Raw genomic sequence first — 21,388 nt, 5'->3', positions numbered from 1 at the left:
CCCCATCGATCTGCGTCCTCTGTGTGTGCTCTGCGTTCTCTGCCCTGCTCGGTCGGGGGGAGGGACCGGACGGGCGGTACGAAGGTTGCCGCGCCCCGGGGTGGTTGAGCGCGATTCAGCCCTCCTCGGCCCGTGGGCGTTCCGCCCGTCCCGACGGCGGCCTCTCCCGCCACAGCCGCAGGCCGATGTCGACCATCGGCACCCGGGTCAGCCCCGGGACGGCGGTCAGGTCCTGCCAGGCCGCCAGGTCCGTGGAGCCACCGACCTCGAACCGCAGGTCACCGCCGGTGACCCGGACCTCGTAGACGAGCTGTACGGCGTGGTGGTCGACGGTTCGCCGCAGGAGCCCTCCGAGTCCGGCGCGGCTCGGGCGGGTGACGCGGTGGGAGCCGACGCCGAGCAGGGCGGTGGGCTCGACGCGGTAGCCGGTCTCCTCCTCGACCTCGCGCACGACGGTGTCGTGGGGGTCCTCGCCGTGTTCCGTGCCGCCGCCCGGCAGCACCCACTCGGGGATCCCGCCGGGGCCCGGTGACCGGGCGAGCAGGACCTGTCCGTCGCGAACACATATGGCGTAGGCCGCCACCCTCAGCTTTCGGCGCACTCCGAGACGTTAGCCCGCCGGGCGCGGGGTGCGGCGCGGCTCACAGGATTGTCACAGGGCGCCCCTTGTGTCCCCGATGGCGTATGGCGGAAGTACGCCATGGCTCCATCCCGTCCCGGACAACTCTCCCCAAACAGTGAACGCTTACGTAAGGCTGAGCGGTCGTCCGGGATCGGATTCCGGACTGCCGCGGCCAGGACCGATCGGCCCCGGTCGTTCACGCACGTTCCTTTACCTACAAGGGATGCCGATGACCCACACCCCCCAGCGCGAACCGATACCGGGCGCGAGACGCGCGGCCCGCATCGCCGTGGCCACGGGCCTCGTCGCCGCGCTCTGCGCCGTCGGACCGATACCCATGGCGCTGGCCGCCGACGGTCCGGGTACCACTCCCCCCGTCGACGCACCCGCCGACGCCTCCGTCAAGTCCGCCCACGACAAGCTCGGTTCGGACGACGCGGACCTGCTCGCCGAGGCGAAGGCCGACGGCACGAAGAACGTCACGATGATGGTCGCCACCGCGCCGGGCCAGACCGAGCAGGTGGCGAAGAAGCTGGACGCGGTCGGCGGCGGCTCCGTCGGCCGGACGTACGACGAGCTCGGTTACGTCCGCGCCACCGTGCCCACCGCCGAGGCGGACTCGGCCATCGCCGCCGCCACGAAGCTCTCCTCCGTGCACGGCATCGACCTGCGCGACGAGATCCCGCTGGACGACCCGACGCCGGGCGCCGACCGGGCGAAGGGCGGCGAACACCACAAGGGCCGCTCCTACCCCGCGCCGGACCGCCGGACCCCCGCCGAGAACCCGTACAACCCGTCCTTCGAGACGGGCGCCGTCGACTTCGTGAAGAAGTACCCGAAGGCGGACGGCCGCGGCGTCACCATCGGCATCCTCGACTCGGGCGTCGACCTCGCCCACCCGGCGCTGCAGAAGACCACCACCGGCGAGCGCAAGATCGTCGACTGGGTCACCGCGACCGACCCCGTCGTCGACGGCGACCGGACCTGGCGCCCGATGCTCACCTCGGTCTCCGGGCCGACCTTCACCTTCGGCGGCGAGACCTGGACGGCGCCCGCGGGCTCCTACCAGGTGAGCACCTTCCTGGAGTCGTACACCACCGGTGGTGACGCCGGCGGCGACGCCAACCGGGACGGCGACACCACCGACTCCTGGGGCGTCCTCTACGACGCGCAGGCCGGCACGGTCCGCGTCGACCTGAACGACAACCACGACTTCGCCGACGACACCCCGATGAAGCCCTACAAGGACGGCTTCCAGATCGGGTACTTCGGCACCGACGACCCGAAGACGGACGTGGCCGAGCGCCAGCCGTTCGTCGTCGAGATCCGCGAGGACGTCGTCCACAACGCGGCCGGCGCGAAGGCCGACTTCGTCAACATCGGCGTCATCGAGGGTTCGCACGGCTCGCACGTGGCCGGACTCGCCGCCGCCAACGGCCTGTTCGGCGGCCGGATGGACGGTGCCGCGCCCGGCGCGAAGATCGTCTCGTCCCGCGCCTGCACCTGGAGCGGCGGCTGCACCAACGTCGCGCTCACCGAGGGCATGATCGACCTCGTCGTCAACCGGGGCGTCGACATCGTCAACATGTCGATCGGCGGCCTCCCCGCGCTCAACGACGGCAACAACGCCCGCGCCGAGCTGTACACGCGGCTCATCGACACCTACGGCGTCCAGCTGGTGATCTCCGCGGGCAACTCCGGCCCCGGCGCCAACACCATCGGCGACCCGTCGCTCGCCGACAAGGTGATCTCGGTCGGCGCGTCCATCTCCCGCGAGACCTGGGCCGCCAACTACGGCTCCGCGGTGAGGACCAGGTACGCGATGATGCCGTTCTCCTCGCGCGGCCCGCGTGAGGACGGCGGCTTCACGCCGACGCTGACCGCGCCCGGCGCGGCGGTCAACACCATCCAGACCTGGGCGCCCGGCGCCCCGGTCCCGGAGGCGGGCTACGACCTCCCGGCCGGTTACGGCATGCTCCAGGGCACCTCGATGGCCTCCCCGCAGGCCGCCGGCGCCTCGGCGCTGCTGCTGTCGGCCGCGAAGCAGGCGGACATCGACCTGCCCCCGGCGAAGCTGCGCACGGCGCTGACCTCCACCGCCGACCACATCAAGGGCGTGCAGGCGTACGAGGAGGGCGCGGGCCTGATCAACATCCCCGACGCCTGGCGGTCGATCCGCAAGGGCGCCACCGCCCACGAGTACTCGGTCAAGGCGCCGGTCGACACCGCGATCGACCAGTTCCTGAAGACCCCGGGCCACGGCACCGGCCTCTACGACCGCGAGGGCGGACTGAAGGCCGGGGAGAAGAAGACGTACGAGATCACGCTCACCCGCACCTCCGGCGCGGACCGTGCGATCCGGCACGAGCTGCACTTCGAGAACAACGCCGGGCGCACCTTCCGCATCGTCGGCTCCGACGAGGTGCGGCTGCCGCTGAACGAGCCGGTGACCGTCAAGGTGCAGGCCAAGCCGCGCTCCGAGGGCATCAAGAGCGCGATCCTGGAGGTCGACGACCCGCGCACCGAGGGCACCGACAAGCTGGTCCTGACCACGGTCGTGGCCTCGGCCCCGCTGGAGTACGACTTCTCCGCGAAGGACTCCGTGCAGCGCAACGACACCGAGTCGTACTTCGTGACCGTCCCCGAGGGCGCGAAGGCGCTGGAGGTGGCGATGAGCGGGCTGAAGGACGGGAGCCAGACCCGGTTCATCGCCATCCACCCGTACGGCGTCCCGGTCGACAACACCTCCACGCCGTACTGCTACAACAACTACCTCGAGGGCAACGGCTGCCGGCCCGACGTGCGCGCGTACGCCGACCCGCAGCCCGGCGTCTGGGAGATCGAGGTCGAGTCGCGGCGCACGTCGCCGCTGCTGGACAACCCGTACAAGCTGGACGTCACCGTGCTCGGCGCCACCTTCGACCCGGAGGTCGTGACGGTGCCCGAGGCGAAGGTGGGCACCCCGGCCGACGCCTCCTGGAAGGTGACGAACCAGTACGGCCCGATCGAGGGCAAGCTGGTCGGCGGCCCGCTCGGCTCGGCCGAGACGTCCCGCCCGTCGATCGAGCAGGGTGAGACCAGGACCTCCACGGTGGAGGTGCCCGAGGGCGCCGAGTCGCTGGACGTGGCCATCGGGGGCGTCTCCGACGCGGCCTCCGACCTGGACCTGACGGTCTACGACAAGGACGGCAACGTCGTCGGCCAGTCCGCCGACGGCGACTCGGAGGAGTCGGTCTCCGTGCCGAAGCCGGCCGCCGGTGCCTACACCGTCGAGGTCGTGGGCTACGCGGTGCCGTCGGGCAGCACGGAGTACGACTACCGGGACGTGTACTTCGCCGCGTCCCTCGGCTCGGTCACCGTGGACGGCTCGGCGCCGGTGAAGCTCGGCACGGGCGACTCGGCGACGGTCTCCGGCAGCGTCACGGCGCTGGCCGCCGCTCCGGAGGGCCGTGAGTTCTTCGGGCAGGTCCAGCTGGTGAACGCCCACGGCACGGCCGCGGGCCTCGGCAGCGTACGGATCGGGAAGGTCGTGCCGTAGTCCGGTGCGGCACAGGGGAGGGCGGGCGCTCTGCGGGGCGCCCGCCCTTTCCGCATGTCGTAGGTCAGTCGCAGGTGAGGGTGCGGGATTCCGGCAGCGACGCGGTGATCCAGGCGCGTTCGGCGGCGACGGCCTCCGCGCCGGTGATCACGACGTCCGGGCTGTCGCCGTGCACGGGGATGCCGATCAGCGCGCGGTCGCCCACGGCGAGCCGGGCGGTGGTGTCGTCCAGGACGAACGTGATCCGCTCGCCCGCCTTCCCCGGCCGTTCCTGCGGCTTGTAGGAGCGGGTCACCTCCAGGGTGATCCGGTGCTGCCCGGTCCCCGGCACCGGTTCAGCGCCGGTCACCGTGCCCTCGGCCACCAGACGGGCGCAGGCGAGGTAGCGGGGGCTGCCGAAGGCGACGCCACCGGACTCGGCGGAGTCCGCCCGCCCGTCGCTCGCGGCGGCCTTGCCGCTCGCCGCGTCCTCGGCTCCGTTCCCGCCCTGCACCACCAGCCAGCCGAGCCCGGCCACCGCCACGCCGGCGCACGCCACCGCGAGGGCGCCGAAGGCGACGGCGAGCGGACGGCGCCGGGGGCGGCGGGACGGTGCCACCACCGGGGACGCCTCGGGGCCGGGAAGCGGCTCGCTCAGCGACCGCCCGACGATCCCCAGCTGTTCGCGCAGCAGCGCCACGTCGGCCGCCGCCGACCGGTACTCGGCGTCGGCGTCCGCGCCCGCCCCGGGCGGCAGCGGTTCGCCCGTGATCGCGGCCATCAGCGCGTCGTGCCCACCGGGATGCTGTTCGGCGGCCATCTCACACCACCTCGTCCTCGTGCAAGCGGGCCCGCATCGCCCGTACCGCCGTGTGCAGCCTGCTCTTGACCGTGCCCTCGGGGATGCCCAGCTCCTCGGCGATGCCGCGCACCGGCAGGTCGGCGTAGAAACGCAGGACGAGGACCTGGCGCTGGGCGTCGGGCAGCTCGTCCAGGCCCTGGGCGACGGCGAGGGAGAGCAGGCTGGTGTCCTCCCCGGAGGGGTGCTCCACCTGGCGGAGCGCGGCCAGGCGCTCCCCGAGCCGGTTCTGGCGGTGCCTGGCCCGGTGCCAGTCCATGGCCAGGTTGGAGGCGACGACCGCCGCCCACGCGGACACGTCGCGCGGCGCCTCGCGTCCACTCGCCGTCCGCTCCAGCAACCGCAGGCGGACCTGCTGCACCCCGTCCGGCAGATCCGCCTGCGGCACGCCGCCCAGCGCGAGCACCGCCCGCACCCGGCGTTCCTGGGCCGCGTCCAGAGGATCGTCGAGTACGCCGTCCCCCTGGCCGCGGCGGGCCTTCCTGCGCAGCACAGCCACCCCTCCCCCAGCCACGTTTCCCCTATGACGCCGGCGGGGCCCGAAACGTTCGCCCGGTCGGCGGCGACTTGCCGCGAGGCGTACGTCACATCGTCGTGTGGGGCGGGAAGGGATGGGCAGGGGCGGAACAGCACAGCTTGCGGCGCGGGGCCCGGTGGAGGTGAATTCCTGCAGCTCAGTAGGGGTTTCCAGCGAAGGACCGCGCCCGCTGTACGAGCCGCCGCGTCCCAGGGTGCGGGCATCCCGCGCAAAGAATTGGACAGGTGGGCCGGGCTTCGCCCCATGATGGAAAAGTCTCGGCCGAGCAAAGCGCGCGTGAAGACACGCGCACAAACGGAGAAGGAGTCACCGTGAGGGTCGGAATCGTCGGAGCCACCGGTCAGGTCGGCACGGTCATGCGCAGGATCCTCACCGAGCGGAACTTCCCGGTCACCGAGCTGCGTCTGTTCGCCTCGGCCCGCAGCGCCGGCAAGGAGCTGGACGGCGTGACGGTGGAGGACGCGGCCACCGCCGACTACTCCGACCTGGACATCGTGCTGTTCTCGGCGGGCGGCGCCACCTCCAAGGCGCTGGCCGAGAAGGTCGCCTCCCAGGGCCCGGTCGTGATCGACAACTCCTCCGCCTGGCGCCGTGACCCCGAGGTCCCGCTGGTGGTGTCCGAGGTGAACCCGCACGCGATCACCGACCGCCCCAAGGGCATCATCGCCAACCCGAACTGCACCACGATGGCCGCGATGCCGGTCCTGCGTCCGCTGCACACCGAGGCGGGCCTCGAAGCGCTGGTCGTCGCCACCTACCAGGCTGTGTCCGGTTCCGGCCTGGCCGGCGTGGACGAGCTGTTCGAGCAGGTCAAGAAGGTCGGCGACGACGCCCCCAAGCTCACCCACGACGGCTCGGCGGTGGAGTTCCCGAAGCCGGACAAGTACGTGGCGCCGATCGCGTACAACGTGCTGCCGCTGGCCGGCTCCATCGTGGACGACGGCCTGCACGAGACGGACGAGGAGCAGAAGCTCCGCAACGAGTCCCGCAAGATCCTGGAGATCCCGGAGCTGAAGGTCTCCGGCACCTGCGTGCGCGTGCCCGTCTTCAGCGGCCACTCCCTCCAGATCAACGCCCGCTTCGCCCGCCCGATCAGCGTGGAGCGCGCCAAGGAGCTGCTGGCCGGCGCCCCCGGCGTCGCGCTCACCGAGGTGCCGACCCCGCTGGAGGCGGCCGGTCAGGACCCCTCGTACGTCGGCCGCATCCGCCAGGACGAGACCGTGGACAACGGCCTCGCCCTGTTCGTCTCCAACGACAACCTGCGCAAGGGCGCGGCCCTGAACGCGGTGCAGATCGCGGAGCTGGTGGCGGCGGAGCTGAAGGGCTAGGCCCCTGGGGCCTGGCCCCGCCTCACCTCGTAGAGGAAGCAGCCGTACTCGACGGCCCGGACGTGGACGAACGCCACGGACGGGTCGTCGAGCGCTTCCCGGAGGGCGGGTGCGAAGGCGTCGGCGCCCTCGACCAGCCGCCCGCCCAGGATCCGCCCGTCGGCCGAGTAGCGGCGCAGGACGCGGTGCGAGTTCGTGAAGGGCAGGCCGTCCGTCTCCGGTCCCGCGCACTCCTCGGCGTGGACGAAGACCGGCCCCTGCTCGTCGTACGCGCCCGGTTCCGCGCCCGTCCCGGCCGCCCAGCGCCGCAGCGGGGCGTAGGAGACCAGGGCGATCCTCTCCCCCGGCGTGCTGCGGCGCAGGCAGCAGCGCAGGGGTGCGCCGCCCTCGTCGTCGGTGAACGGGGCGGGCGCGCGGCCCGCGTCGTCGGCGGTGCGCAGTTCCTTCAGGGCGGCCGGCGGAATGGGCCGTGCGGTGTAGTGCTGCATGGCCCCAGGCTCGCGCCCGCCCGGCCCGCGCACCGGCGGGAAATGGACATCGCGTTGGGTACGGGCCACGTGGAAGGATGGCGCAACCCACACATAACGAGGAGATGACCGCGTGCCTGGCACAAACCTGACTCGCGAAGAGGCGCGGCAGCGGGCGACGCTGCTGACCGTTGACTCGTACGAGATCGATCTCGACCTCACCGGCGCGCAGGAGGGCGGCACCTACCGGTCCGTGACCACGGTGCGCTTCGACGTCGCGGAGGGCGGCGGCGAGTCCTTCATCGACCTGGTCGCGCCGACGGTCCACGAGGTGACGCTGAACGGCGACTCCCTCGACGCCGCCGAGGTGTTCCAGGACTCCCGCATCGCCCTGCCGGGGCTGCTGCCGGGGCGCAACATCCTGCGCGTGGTCGCCGACTGCGCGTACACCAACACCGGCGAGGGCCTGCACCGGTTCGTCGACCCGGTCGACGACCAGGCCTACCTGTACACGCAGTTCGAGGTGCCGGACGCGCGCCGGGTCTTCGCGAGCTTCGAGCAGCCGGACCTGAAGGCGACCTTCCAGTTCACCGTGAAGGCGCCCGAGGGCTGGACGGTCATCTCCAACTCGCCGACGCCGGAGCCCCAGGAGAACGTCTGGGTCTTCGAGCCGACCCCGCGCATCTCGTCGTACATCACGGCGCTGATCGTCGGCCCGTACCACTCGGTGCACAGCGTGTACGAGAAGGACGGCCAGTCCGTCCCGCTCGGCATCTACTGCCGCCCCTCGCTCGCCGAGCACCTCGACGCGGACGCCATCTTCGAGGTCACCCGGCAGGGCTTCGAGTGGTTCCAGGAGAAGTTCGACTACCAGTACCCGTTCAAGAAGTACGACCAGCTGTTCGTGCCCGAGTTCAACGCGGGCGCGATGGAGAACGCGGGCGCGGTGACCATCCGCGACCAGTACGTGTTCCGCTCGAAGGTGACGGACGCCGCGTACGAGGTGCGCGCCGCGACGATCCTCCACGAGCTGGCGCACATGTGGTTCGGCGACCTGGTCACCATGGAGTGGTGGAACGACCTGTGGCTGAACGAGTCGTTCGCCACCTACGCCGAGGCCGCCTGCCAGGCGGACGCGCCCGGCTCGAAGTGGCCGCACTCGTGGACGACGTTCGCCAACCAGATGAAGACCTGGGCGTACCGGCAGGACCAGCTGCCGTCCACGCACCCGATCATGGCGGACATCAGCGACCTGGACGACGTGCTCGTCAACTTCGACGGCATCACGTACGCCAAGGGCGCGAGCGTGCTCAAGCAGCTCGTCGCGTACGTCGGTGAGGACGCGTTCTTCCAGGGCGTGCAGGCGTACTTCAAGCGGCACGCGTTCGGCAACACGCGCCTGTCCGACCTGCTGGGCGCGCTGGAGGAGACCTCCGGGCGCGACCTGAAGACCTGGTCGAAGGCGTGGCTGGAGACGGCCGGCATCAACGTGCTGCGCCCGGAGATCGAGACGGACGCCGAGGGTGTCATCACGTCCTTCGCGATCCGCCAGGAGGCTCCCGCGCTGCCCGCCGGCGCCAAGGGCGAGCCCACCCTGCGCCCGCACCGCATCGCGATCGGCGCCTACGACCTCGACGCCGGCGGCAAGCTGGTGCGCGGCGACCGCGTGGAGCTGGACGTGGACGGCGAGCTGACGCCCGTACCGCAGCTGGTGGGCAAGCCCCGTCCGGCGGTCGTCCTCCTCAACGACGACGACCTGTCGTACGCCAAGGTCCGCCTCGACGAGCAGTCCCTCGCCGTCGTCACCGAGCACCTCGGCGACTTCACCGAGTCGCTGCCGCGCGCCCTGTGCTGGGCGTCGGCCTGGGACATGACCCGGGACGCGGAGCTGGCGACCCGGGACTACCTCTCCCTGGTGCTGTCCGGCATCGGCAAGGAGTCCGACATCGGCGTGGTGCAGTCGCTGCACCGCCAGGTGAAGCTGGCCATCGACCAGTACGCCGCCCCGACCGCCCGCGAGGCGCTGCTCACCCGCTGGACCGAGGCCACGCTGGCCCACCTGCGGGCCGCCGAGGCGGGCAGCGACCACCAGCTGGCGTGGGCGCGGGCGTTCGCGGCGACGGCGAGGACGCCGGAGCAGCTGGACCTGCTCGACGCGCTGCTCGACGGCACGCAGACCATCGAGGGCCTGGCCGTCGACACCGAGCTGCGGTGGGCGTTCGTGCAGCGGCTGGCGGCCGTGGGCCGGTTCGGCGGTTCGGAGATCCAGAGCGAGTACGAGCGGGACAGGACGGCCGCCGGTGAGCGGCACGCGGCCACCGCGCGTGCCGCCCGTCCGACCGAGGCGGCCAAGGCGGAGGCCTGGGAGTCGGTCGTGGAGTCCGACAAGCTGCCGAACGCCGTGCAGGAGGCGGTCATCGCCGGCTTCGTGCAGACCGACCAGCGTGAGCTGCTGGCTCCGTACACGGAGCGGTACTTCGAGGCGCTCAAGGGTGCCTGGGAGTCCCGTTCGCACGAGATGGCCCAGCAGATCGCGGTCGGCCTGTACCCGGCGGTGCAGGTGTCCCAGGAGACCCTGGACCGCACGGACGCCTGGCTGTCCTCCGCCGAGCCGAACGCGGCCCTGCGCCGGCTGGTCTCGGAGTCCCGTTCGGGCGTCGAGCGCGCGCTGAGGGCGCAGGCGGCGGACGCGGCGGCGACCGAGTAGGCGACGCCACGCCACCAGCACGCCCTCGGGGGCGCCCGGCACTGCGCCGGGCGCCCCCGTTGCGGTTGGGGCGGGCGCGGTGGGGTGCGGGATGCGGGGTGCTTGCTCGCGTACCCGAAGGCGCGCCCCTGTGTGTGTTCAGCGGCCGGTCCCGGGGGCGTTCAGAGGCGGGTCCCGGGGGCGTGCGTACAGGGCCGTGCCCCCGTAGCGTTCAAGGCCGGGCGTCCGCCGCTGTGCGCAAGGCCGTGAGGACGGTTCCGACGGCGGCGCCCTCGCCCGCGCCCTTGCGCACCGCCGCGACGACGTGCCGGACGGGGCGGTCGGCGTGCAGTTCGCGCATCACCACGCCGTCCCGCGGCACGGCCGCCATGCGCGGCACCAGGGCGACGCCCATGCCCGCCTCGACCATCGCGAGGATCGCCGTCCAGCCGGCCGCCGCGTGGGCCTGGTCGGGCCGGAACCCGGCCGCCTCGCAGGCGCCGCGTGTGATCTCGGACCAGGGCCCGCTGCCGCCGAAGATCCACGGCTCGGCGGCGAGGTCGGCCAGCCGCAGCCCGTCCGCGCGCGCCAGCGGATGGTCGCCGGGCAGCGCGACGTCCAGCGGGTCGGCGAGGAGCGGGACGCGGGTGAAGCGCGGGTCGGCGGCGCTCGGCGCCTGGGCGGCCAGCGACAACGCGAGGTCCACCGCACCGGCGGCCAGCAGCTCGTACGCCTCCTGCGCCTCGGCCTCCCGCACCCGCACCGCGACCCCCGGGTGCGTCGCCCGCAACGCGGTGACGGCCGGTACGACGAGGGCGGGTACGGCGGTGGAGAAGGCGCCGACCCGTACCTCGCCGGCCTCCCCGTGGACGTAGGCCGCCAACTCGGCGTCGGCGCGTTCCAGTTGCTCGAACACCGCCTCGGCGTGCCGCAGCACCAGCCGGGCCGCGTCCGTCAGCCGGACCCGTCTGCCCTGGGCCTGGAGCAGCTCCACGCCGAGCTGTCTGGAGAGGTTCGTCAGCTGCTGGGAGACGGCGGACGGTGTCATGCGCAGCGCCTCGGCCGTCGCGGTCACCGTGCCCCGTTCCCGCAGCGTCCGCAGGATCTGCAGCTTGCGGATGTCCCAGTCGGCCATGGCGGCAACCTATCCGCGGGCGGCCCCGGTCACCGACGCGGCCCGGCCCCCGAGGCCGCGCCGAGGACGACGCCGCCGAGGATCAGCGCCATGCAGCCCGCCTGCGCCCAGCCGGTCGGCTCGGCGAGCAGCGCCCAGGACAGCAGGGCGACGCACACCGGCTGGAGGTAGTAGACGACGCCGGCACGGGACGGGCCGATCAGGGAGATCGCCTTGTTCCAGGCGAAGAAGGCGACCGCGGAGGAGGCGACACCGACGTAGAGGAGGGGCAGGACGGTGTCCGGGGTCGGGCTGAAGCCGCCCTGGACGGCGAGGCTGACGCCCTGGGCGGGCAGCAGCAGGACCGTGCCGAACAGGAACGTGGTGAAGAGGAACCCCGCTCCGTCCAGACCGGCGGGCCTGCGGCGCAGCAGCGCGCTGTACGACCCGAAGCAGCAGGCGGCGGCGATCATCCACAGGTCGCCGGCCGAGAAGGACGCCCCGCCCGAGACGAGCAGGAGCACGCCCGTGCAGGCGACGAGCAGCCCGGCGACCCGGCGGGCGCCGAGCCGTACGCCGCCCGCCCGCTCGAAGACCGCCATCAGAACGGGGGACGCCGCCATGATCATGCCCATGTTGGCGGCGGGGGTGGTGACGCCGGCCTGGTTGACGAGGGTGTTGTAGACGGTCACGCCGAGCAGGGAGGCGAGGAGCACGAAGCCGAGGTGACGCCGGATCAGCGCGCGCTGCCGCCAGGCCCGCCGGGCGCCGAAGGGGGCGACGACCGCGAGGGCCACCACCCAGCGCCAGAACGCGTGCTGGACGGGCGGCACGCTGTCGCCGAGGGCCCGGGAGGTGACGAAGCTCCCGGACCAGACGAGGGTGGCGAGCACGGCGAGCCCGATGCCGAGGGCGACGGGGGCGACGGGAGCGGCGGCGGGGGTGTGAGCGGGGGTGGTGCTGGTCCGGGGGTCGGCTACGGCCACGGAGGTCCTTTCGGCAGGGCGACGATTGCGGTGTACCTACCGTCGCAGCGCCGGACCTGTCAGGTCCATCGAATCTTTTCGATCGTTCTTTGAAGGAGAACTGAAAGATGCGGCGGGTGCGGCGCCCTTCGCGCGCGGCGCGAGCTGCCCCGCGGCCGTCGCCCCGAACGCCAGCGCCATGCCCGCCAGTTGCACCGTCGTCAGCGCCTGGCCGAGCGCCGCCCAGCCGACGACGGCGGCGGTCAGCGGCGAGAGCGGGCCGAGGAAGGTGGCCTGGGTGGCGGTGAGCCGGCCGATGCCGCGGAACCAGAGCCAGTACGCCACCGCCGTGTTGGCCAGCGCCAGGTAGAGGTAGCCGCCGACCGCAGGGCCGTCCAGCGCGGGCGGGGCGCCCTCGGCCAGGAACGCGAGCGGTGCGATGAGCAGGCCGCCCGCGGTCAGCTGCCAGCCGGTGAGCGCGAGCGGACCGACACCGTCCGGGCGGCCCCACCGCTTGGTGAGCACGGTGCCGGCCGACATGGAGGCGGTGGCCCCGAGGGCCGCCAGCACGCCGATCGCGTCCAGCGCCCCGGCCGCCTTCAGCACCACCAGGCTGACGCCGAACGCGGCGGCGACGCCGGTGAGCACGGACCGGGCGGTGGGCCGCTGCCCGAGCAGCAGCGCCGAGAGCCCGACCACGATCAGCGGGCCGACCGAGCCGACCGCGGCCGCCATGCCGCCCGGCAGCCGGTACGCGGAGAGGAACAGCAGCGGAAAGAAGGCCCCGATGTTCAGCGCGCCCAGCACCGCCGCCTTCCACCACCAGGCGCCGCGCGGCAGCACCCGGGCGATGGCGAGCAGCAGCAGACCGGCGGGCAGGGCCCGCATCAGCCCGGTGAACAGGGGTCGGTCGGCCGGCAGGAACTCCGTGGTCACGGCGTAGGTGGTGCCCCAGGAGACGGGGGCGAGGGCGGTGAGCGCGATGACGGTGGGGCGGCCGGCGACCATGAAGCACCCTTCGGGAGATGGGCAAGCGCGAAAAGCTCGATGGAAAGTAGCTTAGTGCTAAGCAAGATGTCGTCAAGCTACTTTCTTGCGGCCGAGCGGAGTTGTCCCGATACTCGTGGCATGACTGAACGCCCCGAGCCGCGCAAGGACCCCGTCGACGCGATCATCGACCAGTGGGCGACGGTGCGGCCCGACCTGGACACGGCCGCCATGGAGGTGTTCGGCCGCGTCTTCCGGCTCGCCCGCGCGATGGGCGACCGGATGGAGAAGGCGTACTCGCGCTTCGGCATCTCCCGCGGGGAGTTCGACGCCCTGGCCACGCTGCGCCGCTCCGGCGAGCCCTACACGCTCTCCCCCCGGCAGCTCTCGGCCACGCTGATGCTCACCACCGGCGGCATGACCGGCCGCCTCGACAAACTCGAACGGGCCGGACTGCTGCGCCGCTCCCCCGACCCGCACGACCGCCGGGGACTGCAGGTCACGCTCACCGACCGGGGGCTGGAGCTGATCGACGAGGCGGTCGGCGCGGGCCTCGCCGCCCAGACGGAGGCCCTGTCCGCCCTCGACGACGGACGGGCCGCCCAACTGGCCGACCTGCTGCGGGACCTGCTCGCCGGCACCGAGAAGTAGGCGGCCCGCGAACCGGCGCCGCCCGCTGCTCACTCCCGCCCGGCCGACGTGAGGGTCACACGCACGCCGAGGGCGCCGGTCCCGCCCGCACACTGTGTGCGGTGGGACCGGCGCCCTCGGTGAAGTCGAGGTGAGCCGTCAGACCTTGGCGTCGGCCTTGGGCCGGGTCTTGATGTTGCGGGAGGTCACGCGGTGCTCTTCCTTGGACCTGTCCAGGACCATGACCAGGACCGCGATGATCACGAACAGCGCGATCGGGGCCACGACGTAGAGACCCAGCGTCTCGACGACGCTCAGGCCCGTGCCGGGGTCGTCGCCGTCGTCGCGGGTCAGCGCGAGCGCGGGGGACGACATGAGCAGCATCATCAGCGTCGTACCGGCTGCCAGGGCGCCGGCGCGCAGGGCGTTCTTCTTGTCCACGGTGCAAAGTTAGCGAACGGCCGGAAGGGCCGCGCGCCCGGGGTGCCGTACGGGGGCCGTGAGCGGCCTGGGGGCGGACCGCTCAGTCGCCGGCGCGGTCCCGTACGACGTCGATCAGGGCGTGCAGCCGGGCCGAGGCGGCCAGGTCCTCCAGGGTCACGGGGCGGCCCTCGGCATCGGCGACCGGCAGGCGCCAGTTCGGGTACTGGTCCCAGGTGCCGGGGAGGTTCTGCGGGCGGCGGTCGCCGACGGCGTCCGGGAGCCAGATGCCGGCCATGCGGGCGGGGGTGCGCAGCAGGAAGCGGTGGACGGCCTGGATTCCGGCCTCCTCGGAAGGGGTGCCGGTGTCGCCGCCGGTACCGTGCAGCAGGCCGAGCCGGGCCAGTACGTCCAGCCACTCGGCCGTGTCCGCCGACGCCTCGGCCCGCTCCTCCTCCAGCGGGCGGGTGAGCAGGCCCAGGCGGTCGCGCAGCTCGACGTGTTCGCCGGTGAGGCGGGCGGCGGTGGACGGCAGGTCGTGGGTGGTGGCGGTGGCCAGGCAGTCGGCGCGCCACCGCTCGGGGGGCAGGGGGCGGCCGTCGCCCGCCCAGTCGCGCTCGAACCACAGCACGGAGGTGCCGAGCACCCCGCGTTCGCGCAGCGCCTCGCGCACGCCGGGTTCCACGGTGCCCAGGTCCTCGCCGATGACCACGGCGCCGGCCCGGGCCGCCTCCAGGACCAGGACGGCGAGCATCGCCTCGGCGTCGTAGCGGACGTAGGTGCCCTCGGTGGGCGGGTGGCCCTCGGGGACCCACCAGAGCCGGAACAGGCCCATGACGTGGTCGATGCGCAGGGCTCCGGCGTAGCGGAACAGGCCCCGCAGCAGGCTCCGGAACGGTGCGTAGCCGGACTCGGCGAGGCGGTCGGGGCGCCAGGGCGGCAGGCCCCAGTCCTGGCCCCGGGCGTTGAAGGCGTCCGGGGGCGCGCCCACCGACATGCCGGCGGCGAAGTACTCCTGCTGCGCCCAGGAGTCGGCGCCCCGCGGGTGCACGCCCACGGCGAGGTCGTGGACGATCCCGACCGGCATCCCGGCCTCGCGGGCGGTGCGCTGGGCGGCGGTGAGCTGGGTGTCGGTGAGCCAGGTGAGGCGAGTGTGGAAGTCGACGCGGTCCATCAGCTCGGTGCGGGCGCGGTCGGTCTCGGCCGAGCGGGGGTCGCGCAGGCCCTCGGGCCACCGGTGCCAGTCGGAGCCGTGGACCTCGGCGAGCGCGCACCAGGTCGCGTGGTCCTCCAGGGCCGTGCCCTGTTCGGCGAGGTAGTCGCAGTAGGCGGCGCGGCGGCCGGGTCCCAGGGGGACCTCGCGGAGCAGTTCGAGGGCCTCGCGCTTCAGCTCCCACACGGCGTCCCGGTCGATCAGGGCGTCCTTCTCCAGCACGGCCTCGCGCAGCCGTCCGGCCCGCTCCTGGAGGGCCCGGGCGCGCTCGCGGTCGGTGACGTACGCGAACTCGGGCACGTCCTCGATCCGCAGGTGGACCGGGTCGGGGAAGCGGCGCGAGGAGGGCCGGTACGGGGAGGGGTCGGTGGGGGCGCCGGGCACGGCCGCGTGCAGCGGGTTGACCTGGACGAACCCGGCGCCGAGGGCGCGTCCGGCCCAGGCGGCCAGTTCGCCGAGGTCGCCGAGGTCGCCCATGCCCCAGGAGCGGCGGGAGAGGAGGGAGTAGAGCTGGACGAGGAGTCCGTAGGAGCGGGTGGCGGGGGCGGGCAGCCGGGCGGGCGCGACGATCAGGTGGGCCAGGGCGGTTCGGCCGTCGGGCGCGGTGGCGGCCAGGCGGTGGACGCCGGCCGGAAGCCCCCCGGCGCCGTCGCGGGTCTCGCCCTGCTCGGTGTCGACGCGCAGCCGGGTGCCCTCGGGCAGGGCGGCCAGGGCGGCGGGGGTGCCGCCGTCGCTCCAGGCGACCACGGTGGGCGGCAGCAGGCGTTCGCCCAGCACCGACTCGCGGGCGGCGAGCGCGGCGCGTACGGCCTCCGGTGTGCTCGTGTCCACGCCGAGGGCGGCCAGCGCGAGGGTGACGGCGGTGGCCGAGGCAGCGACGGTGCGGTCCGGGGACGGGCTGTAGGAGGTGGCGACGCCGTGCAGGGCGGCGAGCCGGGTCAGATCCTCGGGAAGGTCCTCGGTGGGGGGCTCGGCCGGCCGGGCTGCTGGCATCTGTGACCTCTACGACCTCGTGGGTTCCGGGACGGCGAAGGAGGGGCCGCCCTGCTCCGGCACGTCCGCCGTGAGTTCGGGCGAGGACTCGCTGGTCAGTGGTACGGCGTCGGCGAACGGCGACTCGCTGGTGAGGGGCTCGGCGTCGGGCAGCGGCGGTTCGCTGGTGAGCGGTGCCTCGGCGCAGCTGCCGGTGGCGCCGAAGACGCAGTAGTGCGGGGTGTCGGAGGCGGCGGAGGGCTCCGCCCAGGGGGTGGACGGCTCCGCCACGGGTTTGGACGGGGCCGGGAGCAGAAGCGGTGCCAGTGCAGCCACGGGGGTCTCCTTCGTCGAGCGTTGTTTCGGGCACGCTTTTGGCGCGTTACGGCAGCCCTACCCAGTCCGCGCGAGGTCAGGCGCCCCAGCACCGACAACGTGCTCCTGGTCACACTCCATTCTCGCGAACTCTCCCCCAACCCGGACAAAACAGTCACGTAACCCGTCCGAAGATCATGCAAACCGGCCGGTTCCGGCACACCCGGCACTTCCCCGTCAGCTATTCACTCAGTACATGTACTCAGTGAATAATGCTCCTCATGAGCACCCGTCACATCCTGCTGGGGCTGCTCGCCTCGGGGCCGAGTCATGGCTACGACCTGAAGCGACGCCACGACGAACGCTTCCCCGAGGCCCGTCCGCTGGCCTACGGGCAGGTCTACACGACCCTGCAACGCCTGGTCCGGGACGGTCTCGCGGAGGTCGACGGCACCGCGTCGGACGGCGGCCCGGAGCGGACCGCGTACCGCGCGACGGACGACGGCGCCCGCGAACTGGCGCGGTGGGCGGGCGAGATCGCGCCGCCCGTCCCGTTCGTGACGAACGAGATCTTCGCCAAGGTCGTCGTATCGATCCTCACCGGCGGCGACGCGGGCGCCTATCTGCTGGCCCAGCGCGCCGCCCACATGGGCCGGATGCGGGAGCTCACGGCGGTCAAGACGGCCCCGGGCACGGACCTGACGACCGTGCTCTCGGCCGACTACGCCCTCAACCACCTGGACGCCGACCTCCGTTGGATGACCACCACGGCGGCCCGGCTCACCACTCTGACCGCGGAGGTCCGCACAGCATGACGAACGGGGACACGAACGGGACCACGGCGGGGCCGCTGCTCGCGGCCCGCGGCCTGGTGAAGTCCCACGGCAGGACGGAGGCCCTGCGCGGCGCCTCGGTCGACCTGCGGGCCGGCGAGATCCTCGCCGTCACCGGGGCCAGCGGCAGCGGGAAGTCGACGCTGCTGCACTGCCTGGCCGGGATCGTCCGCCCGGACGCGGGTTCGGTGACGTACGCCGGCCGGCGCCTGGCGGAGCTGCCGGAGAAGCGGCTGAGCGAGCTGCGCCGTACCGACTTCGGGGTGGTCTTCCAGTTCGGGCAGCTGATTCCGGAGCTGACGGCGCTGGACAACGTGGCGCTGCCGCTGATGCTGGCCGGCACCGGCCGCACTGAGGCGCGGGCGCGGGCCGGTCAGTGGCTGGAGCGGTTCGGGGTGCGCGGGCAGGAGGAGTCGCGTCCCGGCGAGATGAGCGGCGGGCAGGCGCAGCGGGCGGCGCTGGCCCGCGCGCTGGTCACCGGGCCGAAGGCGGTCTTCGCGGACGAGCCGACCGGGGCGCTGGACTCGTTGGCGAGCGAGCAGGTGATGGCGGCGCTGGCGCACACGGCCCGGGAGTCGGGCACGGCGGTGCTGCTGGTCACGCACGACGCCCAGGTGGCGGCGTACGCGGACCGCGAGGTGCGGCTGCGGGACGGTGCCGTGGCGCCGCTGGAGGTGACGGCGTGAGCACGGTGGCCTCGGACGTCCGGCTGGCCCGGCAGCTGGTACGCGGGTCGGACCGGCGGGAGTGGTGGCGGATCATGCTGACGGCGACGGGCGCGGCCCTCGCGACGGGCTTCGCACTGGCGGCCGTCACGCTCGCGTCCCTTCAGGGCGGCCTGACCGTCTCGGTCGGCCACGGCCTGCTGAACGAGCCCGGCACCCGGGCCGGAGTGATCGTCAGTCTGCTGATGCTGCTGGTTCCGGTGCTGGGCTTCCTCGGCCAGTGCGCCCGCATCGGTGCCGTCCACCGCGACCGGCGGCTGGCCGGGCTGCGGCTGGCCGGAGCGACGCCCTGGCAGGTGCGGCGGATCGCGGCGCTGGAGACCGGGCTCGCGTGTCTGGCGGGCTCGGCGGTGGTGACCGTCTTCTCCGTCCTGCTCCTGCTGCGCCTGTGGAGCCGCCCGACCGCCCTGACCTGGGCGGGTATCGCGCTGGTCGCCGTCGGGGTGCCGGTGCTGGGCGCGGTGGCGGGGGCGCTGGCGCTGCGCCGGGTGGTGGCGTCACCGCTGGGCTGGGTGCGCCGGACGGGGCCGACGACGGGCCGCGGCCCGGGGCGGCTCTTCCTGGCCGCGCTGCTGCTGGTGGCGGTGCTGGCGCCGCTCGCCGTGACCACGACCGGCTCCGGTTCGGGCGGACGGGACTACCGGCAGGGCCCACTGACCGTGTTCGCCCTGGTCATCGCGGTCGGTGCCGGCGCGGTGTGGCTGTCGGGGGCGACGGCGCGGCTCACCGGGCGGCAGCTCGCCCACCGGGCCCGGACCGCCGCCCCGCTGATCGCGGCGGAACGGCTCCGCGCCGACCCGTGGGCCCCGGCCCGCACCCACGCCGCGGTCCTGCTGGTGACGGTCGCCGGTACGGCGTTCCTGTGCGTCCGGCACGCGATGCTCACCGAGCTGCGCTCCCGGGAGTGGCACCTCGGCGCCGACCTGGACTACTACTCCACCGGCCTCGACCTGACCGGCGCCGCCGTCCTCGTCGCCCTCGCGATCACCCTCTCCGGCCTCGCCGTGGGCACCGCCGAGTCCCTGACCACCCGCCGCCGTGCCCTGGCCGCCCAGGTCGCGGCGGGAGTGCCGCGTACGGTCCTGAACCGGGCCCTGCTGCTGGAAACCGCCGTCCCGCTCGCGCCCGCCCTGCTGCTGGCCGGTGCCGGGGGCCTGGCGGTCGGCGTCTGGTACTCCACGGCGACCGGCGTCGGCTCGGTACCGTGGACCGCCCTGCTGGTCGCGCCCGCGGTGTACGCGTCCTGCCTCCTGTCGGCGGCGACGGCGCTGCCACTGCTGGGCCGCTCGGTCCGACCGGGGGAGCTGCGGTACGCGTGACGAACCCGAGACGGGCAGAGGGGCACCTCCGTCCTGGCGAGGGCGGGGGCCGTACCGAAAGACGTGAACATTCGGCGGGTAACTGTCATTTGGGCGCTCAAATGAGTGGCTTGAGGACAGTCGGGGCGTGAGTGTTCACGGGTGAGGAATGACGTGGCGTCACTGGCTCATCGGCTCCTCCAGGCGCTCGACCGCTTCAACGCCGCTCACCCCTGGGACCACAACGCCCACTACCACCGTTGGATCCTGCGGCAACTTCCCCACCGGTTCGGCAGCGCGCTGGACGTCGGTTCCGGCAGCGGTGACCTGGCCCGGCTTCTCGCCACCCGCGCCGACGAAGTCCACGGCGTCGACTCCGACCCTGTGATCACCTCGCAGGCGCGCGCGCTGACCCCGGAGGCGACGGCGGCGTCCTTCACCGTCGCGGACGCCCTGACGGGACTCCCCGCCGGACCGCACGACGTCATCACCTGCGTCGCCACCATCCACCATCTGCCGTTCACCGAGGCCCTCGACACCTTCCGCCGGCACCTGGCTCCCGGCGGCACCCTGGTGGTCGTCGGCCTCTTCCGGCCGCGGACCGCCTCGGACCACCTCCTCGGCGCGGCCGCCGTCCCGCTGAACGCGGCCACCGGGTGGCTCAAGAACAGGGGCCGGGCTGCGGCCCCGCCCACCTCGATGACCGCCCGGACCCGACCGGCCGACATGCCCTTCTCCGACATCACCGAAGCGACCCGCACGACTCTGCCCGGCGCCCGGCTGCGCCGCCGGCTCTTCTGGCGCTACACACTCACCTGGAGCCGCCCTTGAGCGGACACGACCCCAACTCCCCCGCGAACCGAACCCAGGCCTGCGGCGCGACGCGAAGTATCGGCCCGCCGGCGGGCCTCTTGGAGTCGCGGACGGCCACCACCCCGGGAACGTTGAGGGCGACCTCGACGCATTCGCCGCTTCCACTGCTGTAGCTGGACTTCCCGAAATCGAAGCTGTTCATCAATGCATGTCCTCGCTGATGCTCTCGATCAGTCTGAGCGAGTCCCTGGGAGCCAGGCTCAGTCGTGCGGTGCGGTCGAAGAACGAGCTGTACGTGGCGCTTTCGACCCCGTCCTCGACCCACACGGTAGCCGCGATGGTGTCGACGTGAACAACGTCCACAGCCTCGGGTTCGACGAACGAGACGATGCTGAAGGCTCCAGCCATACACGCGTGCCCGCCCGCACGGAACGGCAGTGCCTGAAGGCGCACGTTGGGGAGTTGGGCAAGCTCCAGGATTCGGTTGAGCTGCGCGCGCATCACGTCGGGCCCACCGACCTGCTGCCGTAGGGCCGCTTCCCAGACGACCGCGTACAGCTGGAGGGGTTCGCTCCCCTCAAGACGTTCCTGCCGCTTCATCCGGACGTCGACGACGCCTTCGATCTCGTCCGGGTCCGTCCAGACACCCTCGCTTACCACCAGCGCCCTTGTGTACTCCGGCGTCTGAAGCAGGCCGGGTACGAAGGACTGCTGCCAGATGCGGACCCGACTGGCCACGTCTTCCATGGAGATGTACTCCGCCACCGCCTCTGCCTGCGGCGACTGCCTCCACCACCCCTTCGCCTTACGGCGTTCCCGGTCCAGCCGCGCGAGGCCGAGCAGCCGGTTGACGGTGCGGTCCTCGCGCACCCCGTAGAACTCGCAGAGCGCGCGGATGTCCGGGTCCCGCATGGGAACCCAGCCCCGCTCCATCTTCACGACCTTCGTCGCGGTCGCGGAGATGGCACCGGCGGCCTGCTGCTGCGTCCTGCCCGATGCGTCACGCAGACGTAGCAGTTCGGCGCCCAGCTTGCGCCCCAGAACTGTCGAGACCCGGTTTCCTGCGCCTTGCGTTGATCGCGTCAC

General features: G+C 73.0%; 20 protein-coding genes. 8 read left to right on the top strand and 12 right to left on the bottom strand.

The window, feature by feature from the left end; genetic code table 11:
- Positions 1 to 115: 115 nt before the first annotated feature.
- Entirely contained in the window at positions 116 to 601 is a 486-nt protein-coding gene (locus tag RI578_RS26320) for an NUDIX hydrolase (RefSeq protein WP_310873385.1), read from the bottom strand.
- A gap of 250 nt (positions 602 to 851) precedes the next feature.
- On the opposite strand from RI578_RS26320, the gene RI578_RS26315 reads away from it, so the two are divergent.
- On the top strand, positions 852 to 4,160 hold the full coding sequence (locus RI578_RS26315) for a S8 family serine peptidase (RefSeq protein ID WP_310873384.1): 3,309 nt from the start codon (positions 852 to 854) through the stop codon (positions 4,158 to 4,160).
- A gap of 64 nt (positions 4,161 to 4,224) precedes the next feature.
- Here RI578_RS26315 and RI578_RS26310 read toward each other — a convergent pair whose 3' ends face one another.
- A complete protein-coding gene (locus tag RI578_RS26310; RefSeq protein ID WP_310873383.1) occupies positions 4,225 to 4,959 on the bottom strand; it encodes a hypothetical protein in 735 nt (244 codons plus the stop codon).
- Position 4,960: 1 nt separating this feature from the next.
- Positions 4,961 to 5,497, bottom strand: a complete 537-nt coding sequence (locus RI578_RS26305; RefSeq protein ID WP_310873382.1) for a sigma-70 family RNA polymerase sigma factor — start codon at positions 5,495 to 5,497, stop codon at positions 4,961 to 4,963.
- 350 nt (positions 5,498 to 5,847) lie between these two features.
- On the opposite strand from RI578_RS26305, the gene RI578_RS26300 reads away from it, so the two are divergent.
- Positions 5,848 to 6,864, top strand: coding sequence for an aspartate-semialdehyde dehydrogenase (locus tag RI578_RS26300; protein WP_310873381.1), 1,017 nt, complete (start codon positions 5,848 to 5,850; stop codon positions 6,862 to 6,864).
- Here the strand turns inward: RI578_RS26300 and RI578_RS26295 are convergent.
- Positions 6,861 to 7,352 (bottom strand): DUF1203 domain-containing protein, encoded by a 492-nt coding sequence (locus RI578_RS26295; RefSeq protein ID WP_310873380.1) that lies wholly within the window; start codon positions 7,350 to 7,352, stop codon positions 6,861 to 6,863. The genes RI578_RS26300 and RI578_RS26295 overlap by 4 nt on opposite strands.
- A 112-nt stretch (positions 7,353 to 7,464) precedes the next feature.
- Between RI578_RS26295 and pepN the strand changes: the two genes are divergently transcribed.
- Positions 7,465 to 10,038, top strand: coding sequence for an aminopeptidase N (gene pepN / locus RI578_RS26290; protein WP_310873379.1), 2,574 nt, complete (start codon positions 7,465 to 7,467; stop codon positions 10,036 to 10,038).
- A 211-nt stretch (positions 10,039 to 10,249) separates the two neighbouring features.
- On the opposite strand, the gene RI578_RS26285 is transcribed toward pepN, so the two are convergent.
- The 3 genes from RI578_RS26285 to RI578_RS26275 are packed head-to-tail and all read right to left on the bottom strand — an operon-like array spanning position 10,250 to position 13,104.
- Complete coding sequence (locus RI578_RS26285) at positions 10,250 to 11,152, bottom strand: LysR family transcriptional regulator (protein ID WP_310873378.1); 903 nt, start codon at positions 11,150 to 11,152, stop codon at positions 10,250 to 10,252.
- Between the two features lie 29 nt (positions 11,153 to 11,181).
- Positions 11,182 to 12,117, bottom strand: coding sequence for a DMT family transporter (locus RI578_RS26280; RefSeq protein ID WP_399061449.1), 936 nt, complete (start codon positions 12,115 to 12,117; stop codon positions 11,182 to 11,184).
- Between the two features lie 36 nt (positions 12,118 to 12,153).
- The gene (locus RI578_RS26275; protein ID WP_310873377.1) at positions 12,154 to 13,104 is read right to left on the bottom strand and encodes an EamA family transporter; all 951 of its coding nucleotides are present in this window, start codon (positions 13,102 to 13,104) and stop codon (positions 12,154 to 12,156) included.
- Positions 13,105 to 13,224: 120 nt separating this feature from the next.
- Here RI578_RS26275 and RI578_RS26270 point away from each other — a divergent pair, with 120 nt between their 5' ends.
- Positions 13,225 to 13,734 carry a MarR family transcriptional regulator gene (locus RI578_RS26270; protein ID WP_310873376.1) on the top strand — a complete coding sequence of 170 codons (510 nt, stop codon included), beginning with the start codon at positions 13,225 to 13,227 and terminating at the stop codon, positions 13,732 to 13,734.
- Positions 13,735 to 13,872: 138 nt separating this feature from the next.
- Here RI578_RS26270 and RI578_RS26265 read toward each other — a convergent pair whose 3' ends face one another.
- The 3 genes from RI578_RS26265 to RI578_RS26255 all read right to left on the bottom strand — a co-directional run bounded on the left by RI578_RS26265 (position 13,873) and on the right by RI578_RS26255 (position 16,654).
- Entirely contained in the window at positions 13,873 to 14,154 is a 282-nt protein-coding gene (locus tag RI578_RS26265; protein WP_310873375.1) for a hypothetical protein, read from the bottom strand.
- An 82-nt stretch (positions 14,155 to 14,236) separates the two neighbouring features.
- Positions 14,237 to 16,339: a 4-alpha-glucanotransferase gene (gene malQ, locus RI578_RS26260; RefSeq protein WP_310873374.1), complete on the bottom strand. Its 2,103-nt coding sequence runs from the start codon at positions 16,337 to 16,339 to the stop codon at positions 14,237 to 14,239.
- Positions 16,340 to 16,348: 9 nt separating this feature from the next.
- Complete coding sequence (locus RI578_RS26255; RefSeq protein WP_055416953.1) at positions 16,349 to 16,654, bottom strand: hypothetical protein; 306 nt, start codon at positions 16,652 to 16,654, stop codon at positions 16,349 to 16,351.
- A gap of 260 nt (positions 16,655 to 16,914) precedes the next feature.
- Between RI578_RS26255 and RI578_RS26250 the strand changes: the two genes are divergently transcribed.
- The 4 genes from RI578_RS26250 to RI578_RS26235 all read left to right on the top strand — a co-directional run bounded on the left by RI578_RS26250 (position 16,915) and on the right by RI578_RS26235 (position 20,320).
- Complete coding sequence (locus RI578_RS26250; protein WP_310873373.1) at positions 16,915 to 17,448, top strand: PadR family transcriptional regulator; 534 nt, start codon at positions 16,915 to 16,917, stop codon at positions 17,446 to 17,448.
- Positions 17,445 to 18,152: an ABC transporter ATP-binding protein gene (locus RI578_RS26245; RefSeq protein WP_310873372.1), complete on the top strand. Its 708-nt coding sequence runs from the start codon at positions 17,445 to 17,447 to the stop codon at positions 18,150 to 18,152. The genes RI578_RS26250 and RI578_RS26245 overlap by 4 nt, the downstream gene beginning before the upstream one ends.
- Positions 18,149 to 19,510, top strand: a complete 1,362-nt coding sequence (locus tag RI578_RS26240) for an FtsX-like permease family protein (protein ID WP_310873371.1) — start codon at positions 18,149 to 18,151, stop codon at positions 19,508 to 19,510. The genes RI578_RS26245 and RI578_RS26240 overlap by 4 nt, the downstream gene beginning before the upstream one ends.
- A gap of 153 nt (positions 19,511 to 19,663) precedes the next feature.
- Entirely contained in the window at positions 19,664 to 20,320 is a 657-nt protein-coding gene (locus tag RI578_RS26235; protein WP_310873370.1) for a class I SAM-dependent methyltransferase, read from the top strand.
- Here the strand turns inward: RI578_RS26235 and RI578_RS26230 are convergent.
- Positions 20,301 to 20,504, bottom strand: coding sequence for a DUF397 domain-containing protein (locus tag RI578_RS26230; RefSeq protein WP_310873369.1), 204 nt, complete (start codon positions 20,502 to 20,504; stop codon positions 20,301 to 20,303). The two genes, RI578_RS26235 and RI578_RS26230, sit on opposite strands and share 20 nt — an antisense overlap.
- Entirely contained in the window at positions 20,504 to 21,388 is an 885-nt protein-coding gene (locus RI578_RS26225) for a helix-turn-helix domain-containing protein (protein WP_399063188.1), read from the bottom strand. The genes RI578_RS26230 and RI578_RS26225 overlap by 1 nt, the downstream gene beginning before the upstream one ends.

It is taken from the genome of Streptomyces sp. BB1-1-1, from assembly GCF_031597775.1.
Classification (GTDB): Bacteria; Actinomycetota; Actinomycetes; order Streptomycetales; family Streptomycetaceae; genus Streptomyces; species Streptomyces thinghirensis.
This window is presented reverse-complemented; position numbering and strand designations above follow the sequence as displayed.

Coding starts and splice junctions, on each gene's coding strand:
- RI578_RS26295 (WP_310873380.1), bottom strand. CDS start 7,352: ATGCAGCACTACACCGCACGGCCCATTCCGCCGGCCGCCCTGAAGGAA.
- malQ (WP_310873374.1), bottom strand. CDS start 16,339: ATGCCAGCAGCCCGGCCGGCCGAGCCCCCCACCGAGGACCTTCCCGAG.
- RI578_RS26275 (WP_310873377.1), bottom strand. CDS start 13,104: ATGGTCGCCGGCCGCCCCACCGTCATCGCGCTCACCGCCCTCGCCCCC.
- RI578_RS26245 (WP_310873372.1), top strand. CDS start 17,445: ATGACGAACGGGGACACGAACGGGACCACGGCGGGGCCGCTGCTCGCG.
- RI578_RS26310 (WP_310873383.1), bottom strand. CDS start 4,959: ATGGCCGCCGAACAGCATCCCGGTGGGCACGACGCGCTGATGGCCGCG.
- RI578_RS26315 (WP_310873384.1), top strand. CDS start 852: ATGACCCACACCCCCCAGCGCGAACCGATACCGGGCGCGAGACGCGCG.
- RI578_RS26285 (WP_310873378.1), bottom strand. CDS start 11,152: ATGGCCGACTGGGACATCCGCAAGCTGCAGATCCTGCGGACGCTGCGG.
- RI578_RS26270 (WP_310873376.1), top strand. CDS start 13,225: ATGACTGAACGCCCCGAGCCGCGCAAGGACCCCGTCGACGCGATCATC.
- RI578_RS26230 (WP_310873369.1), bottom strand. CDS start 20,504: ATGAACAGCTTCGATTTCGGGAAGTCCAGCTACAGCAGTGGAAGCGGC.
- RI578_RS26250 (WP_310873373.1), top strand. CDS start 16,915: ATGAGCACCCGTCACATCCTGCTGGGGCTGCTCGCCTCGGGGCCGAGT.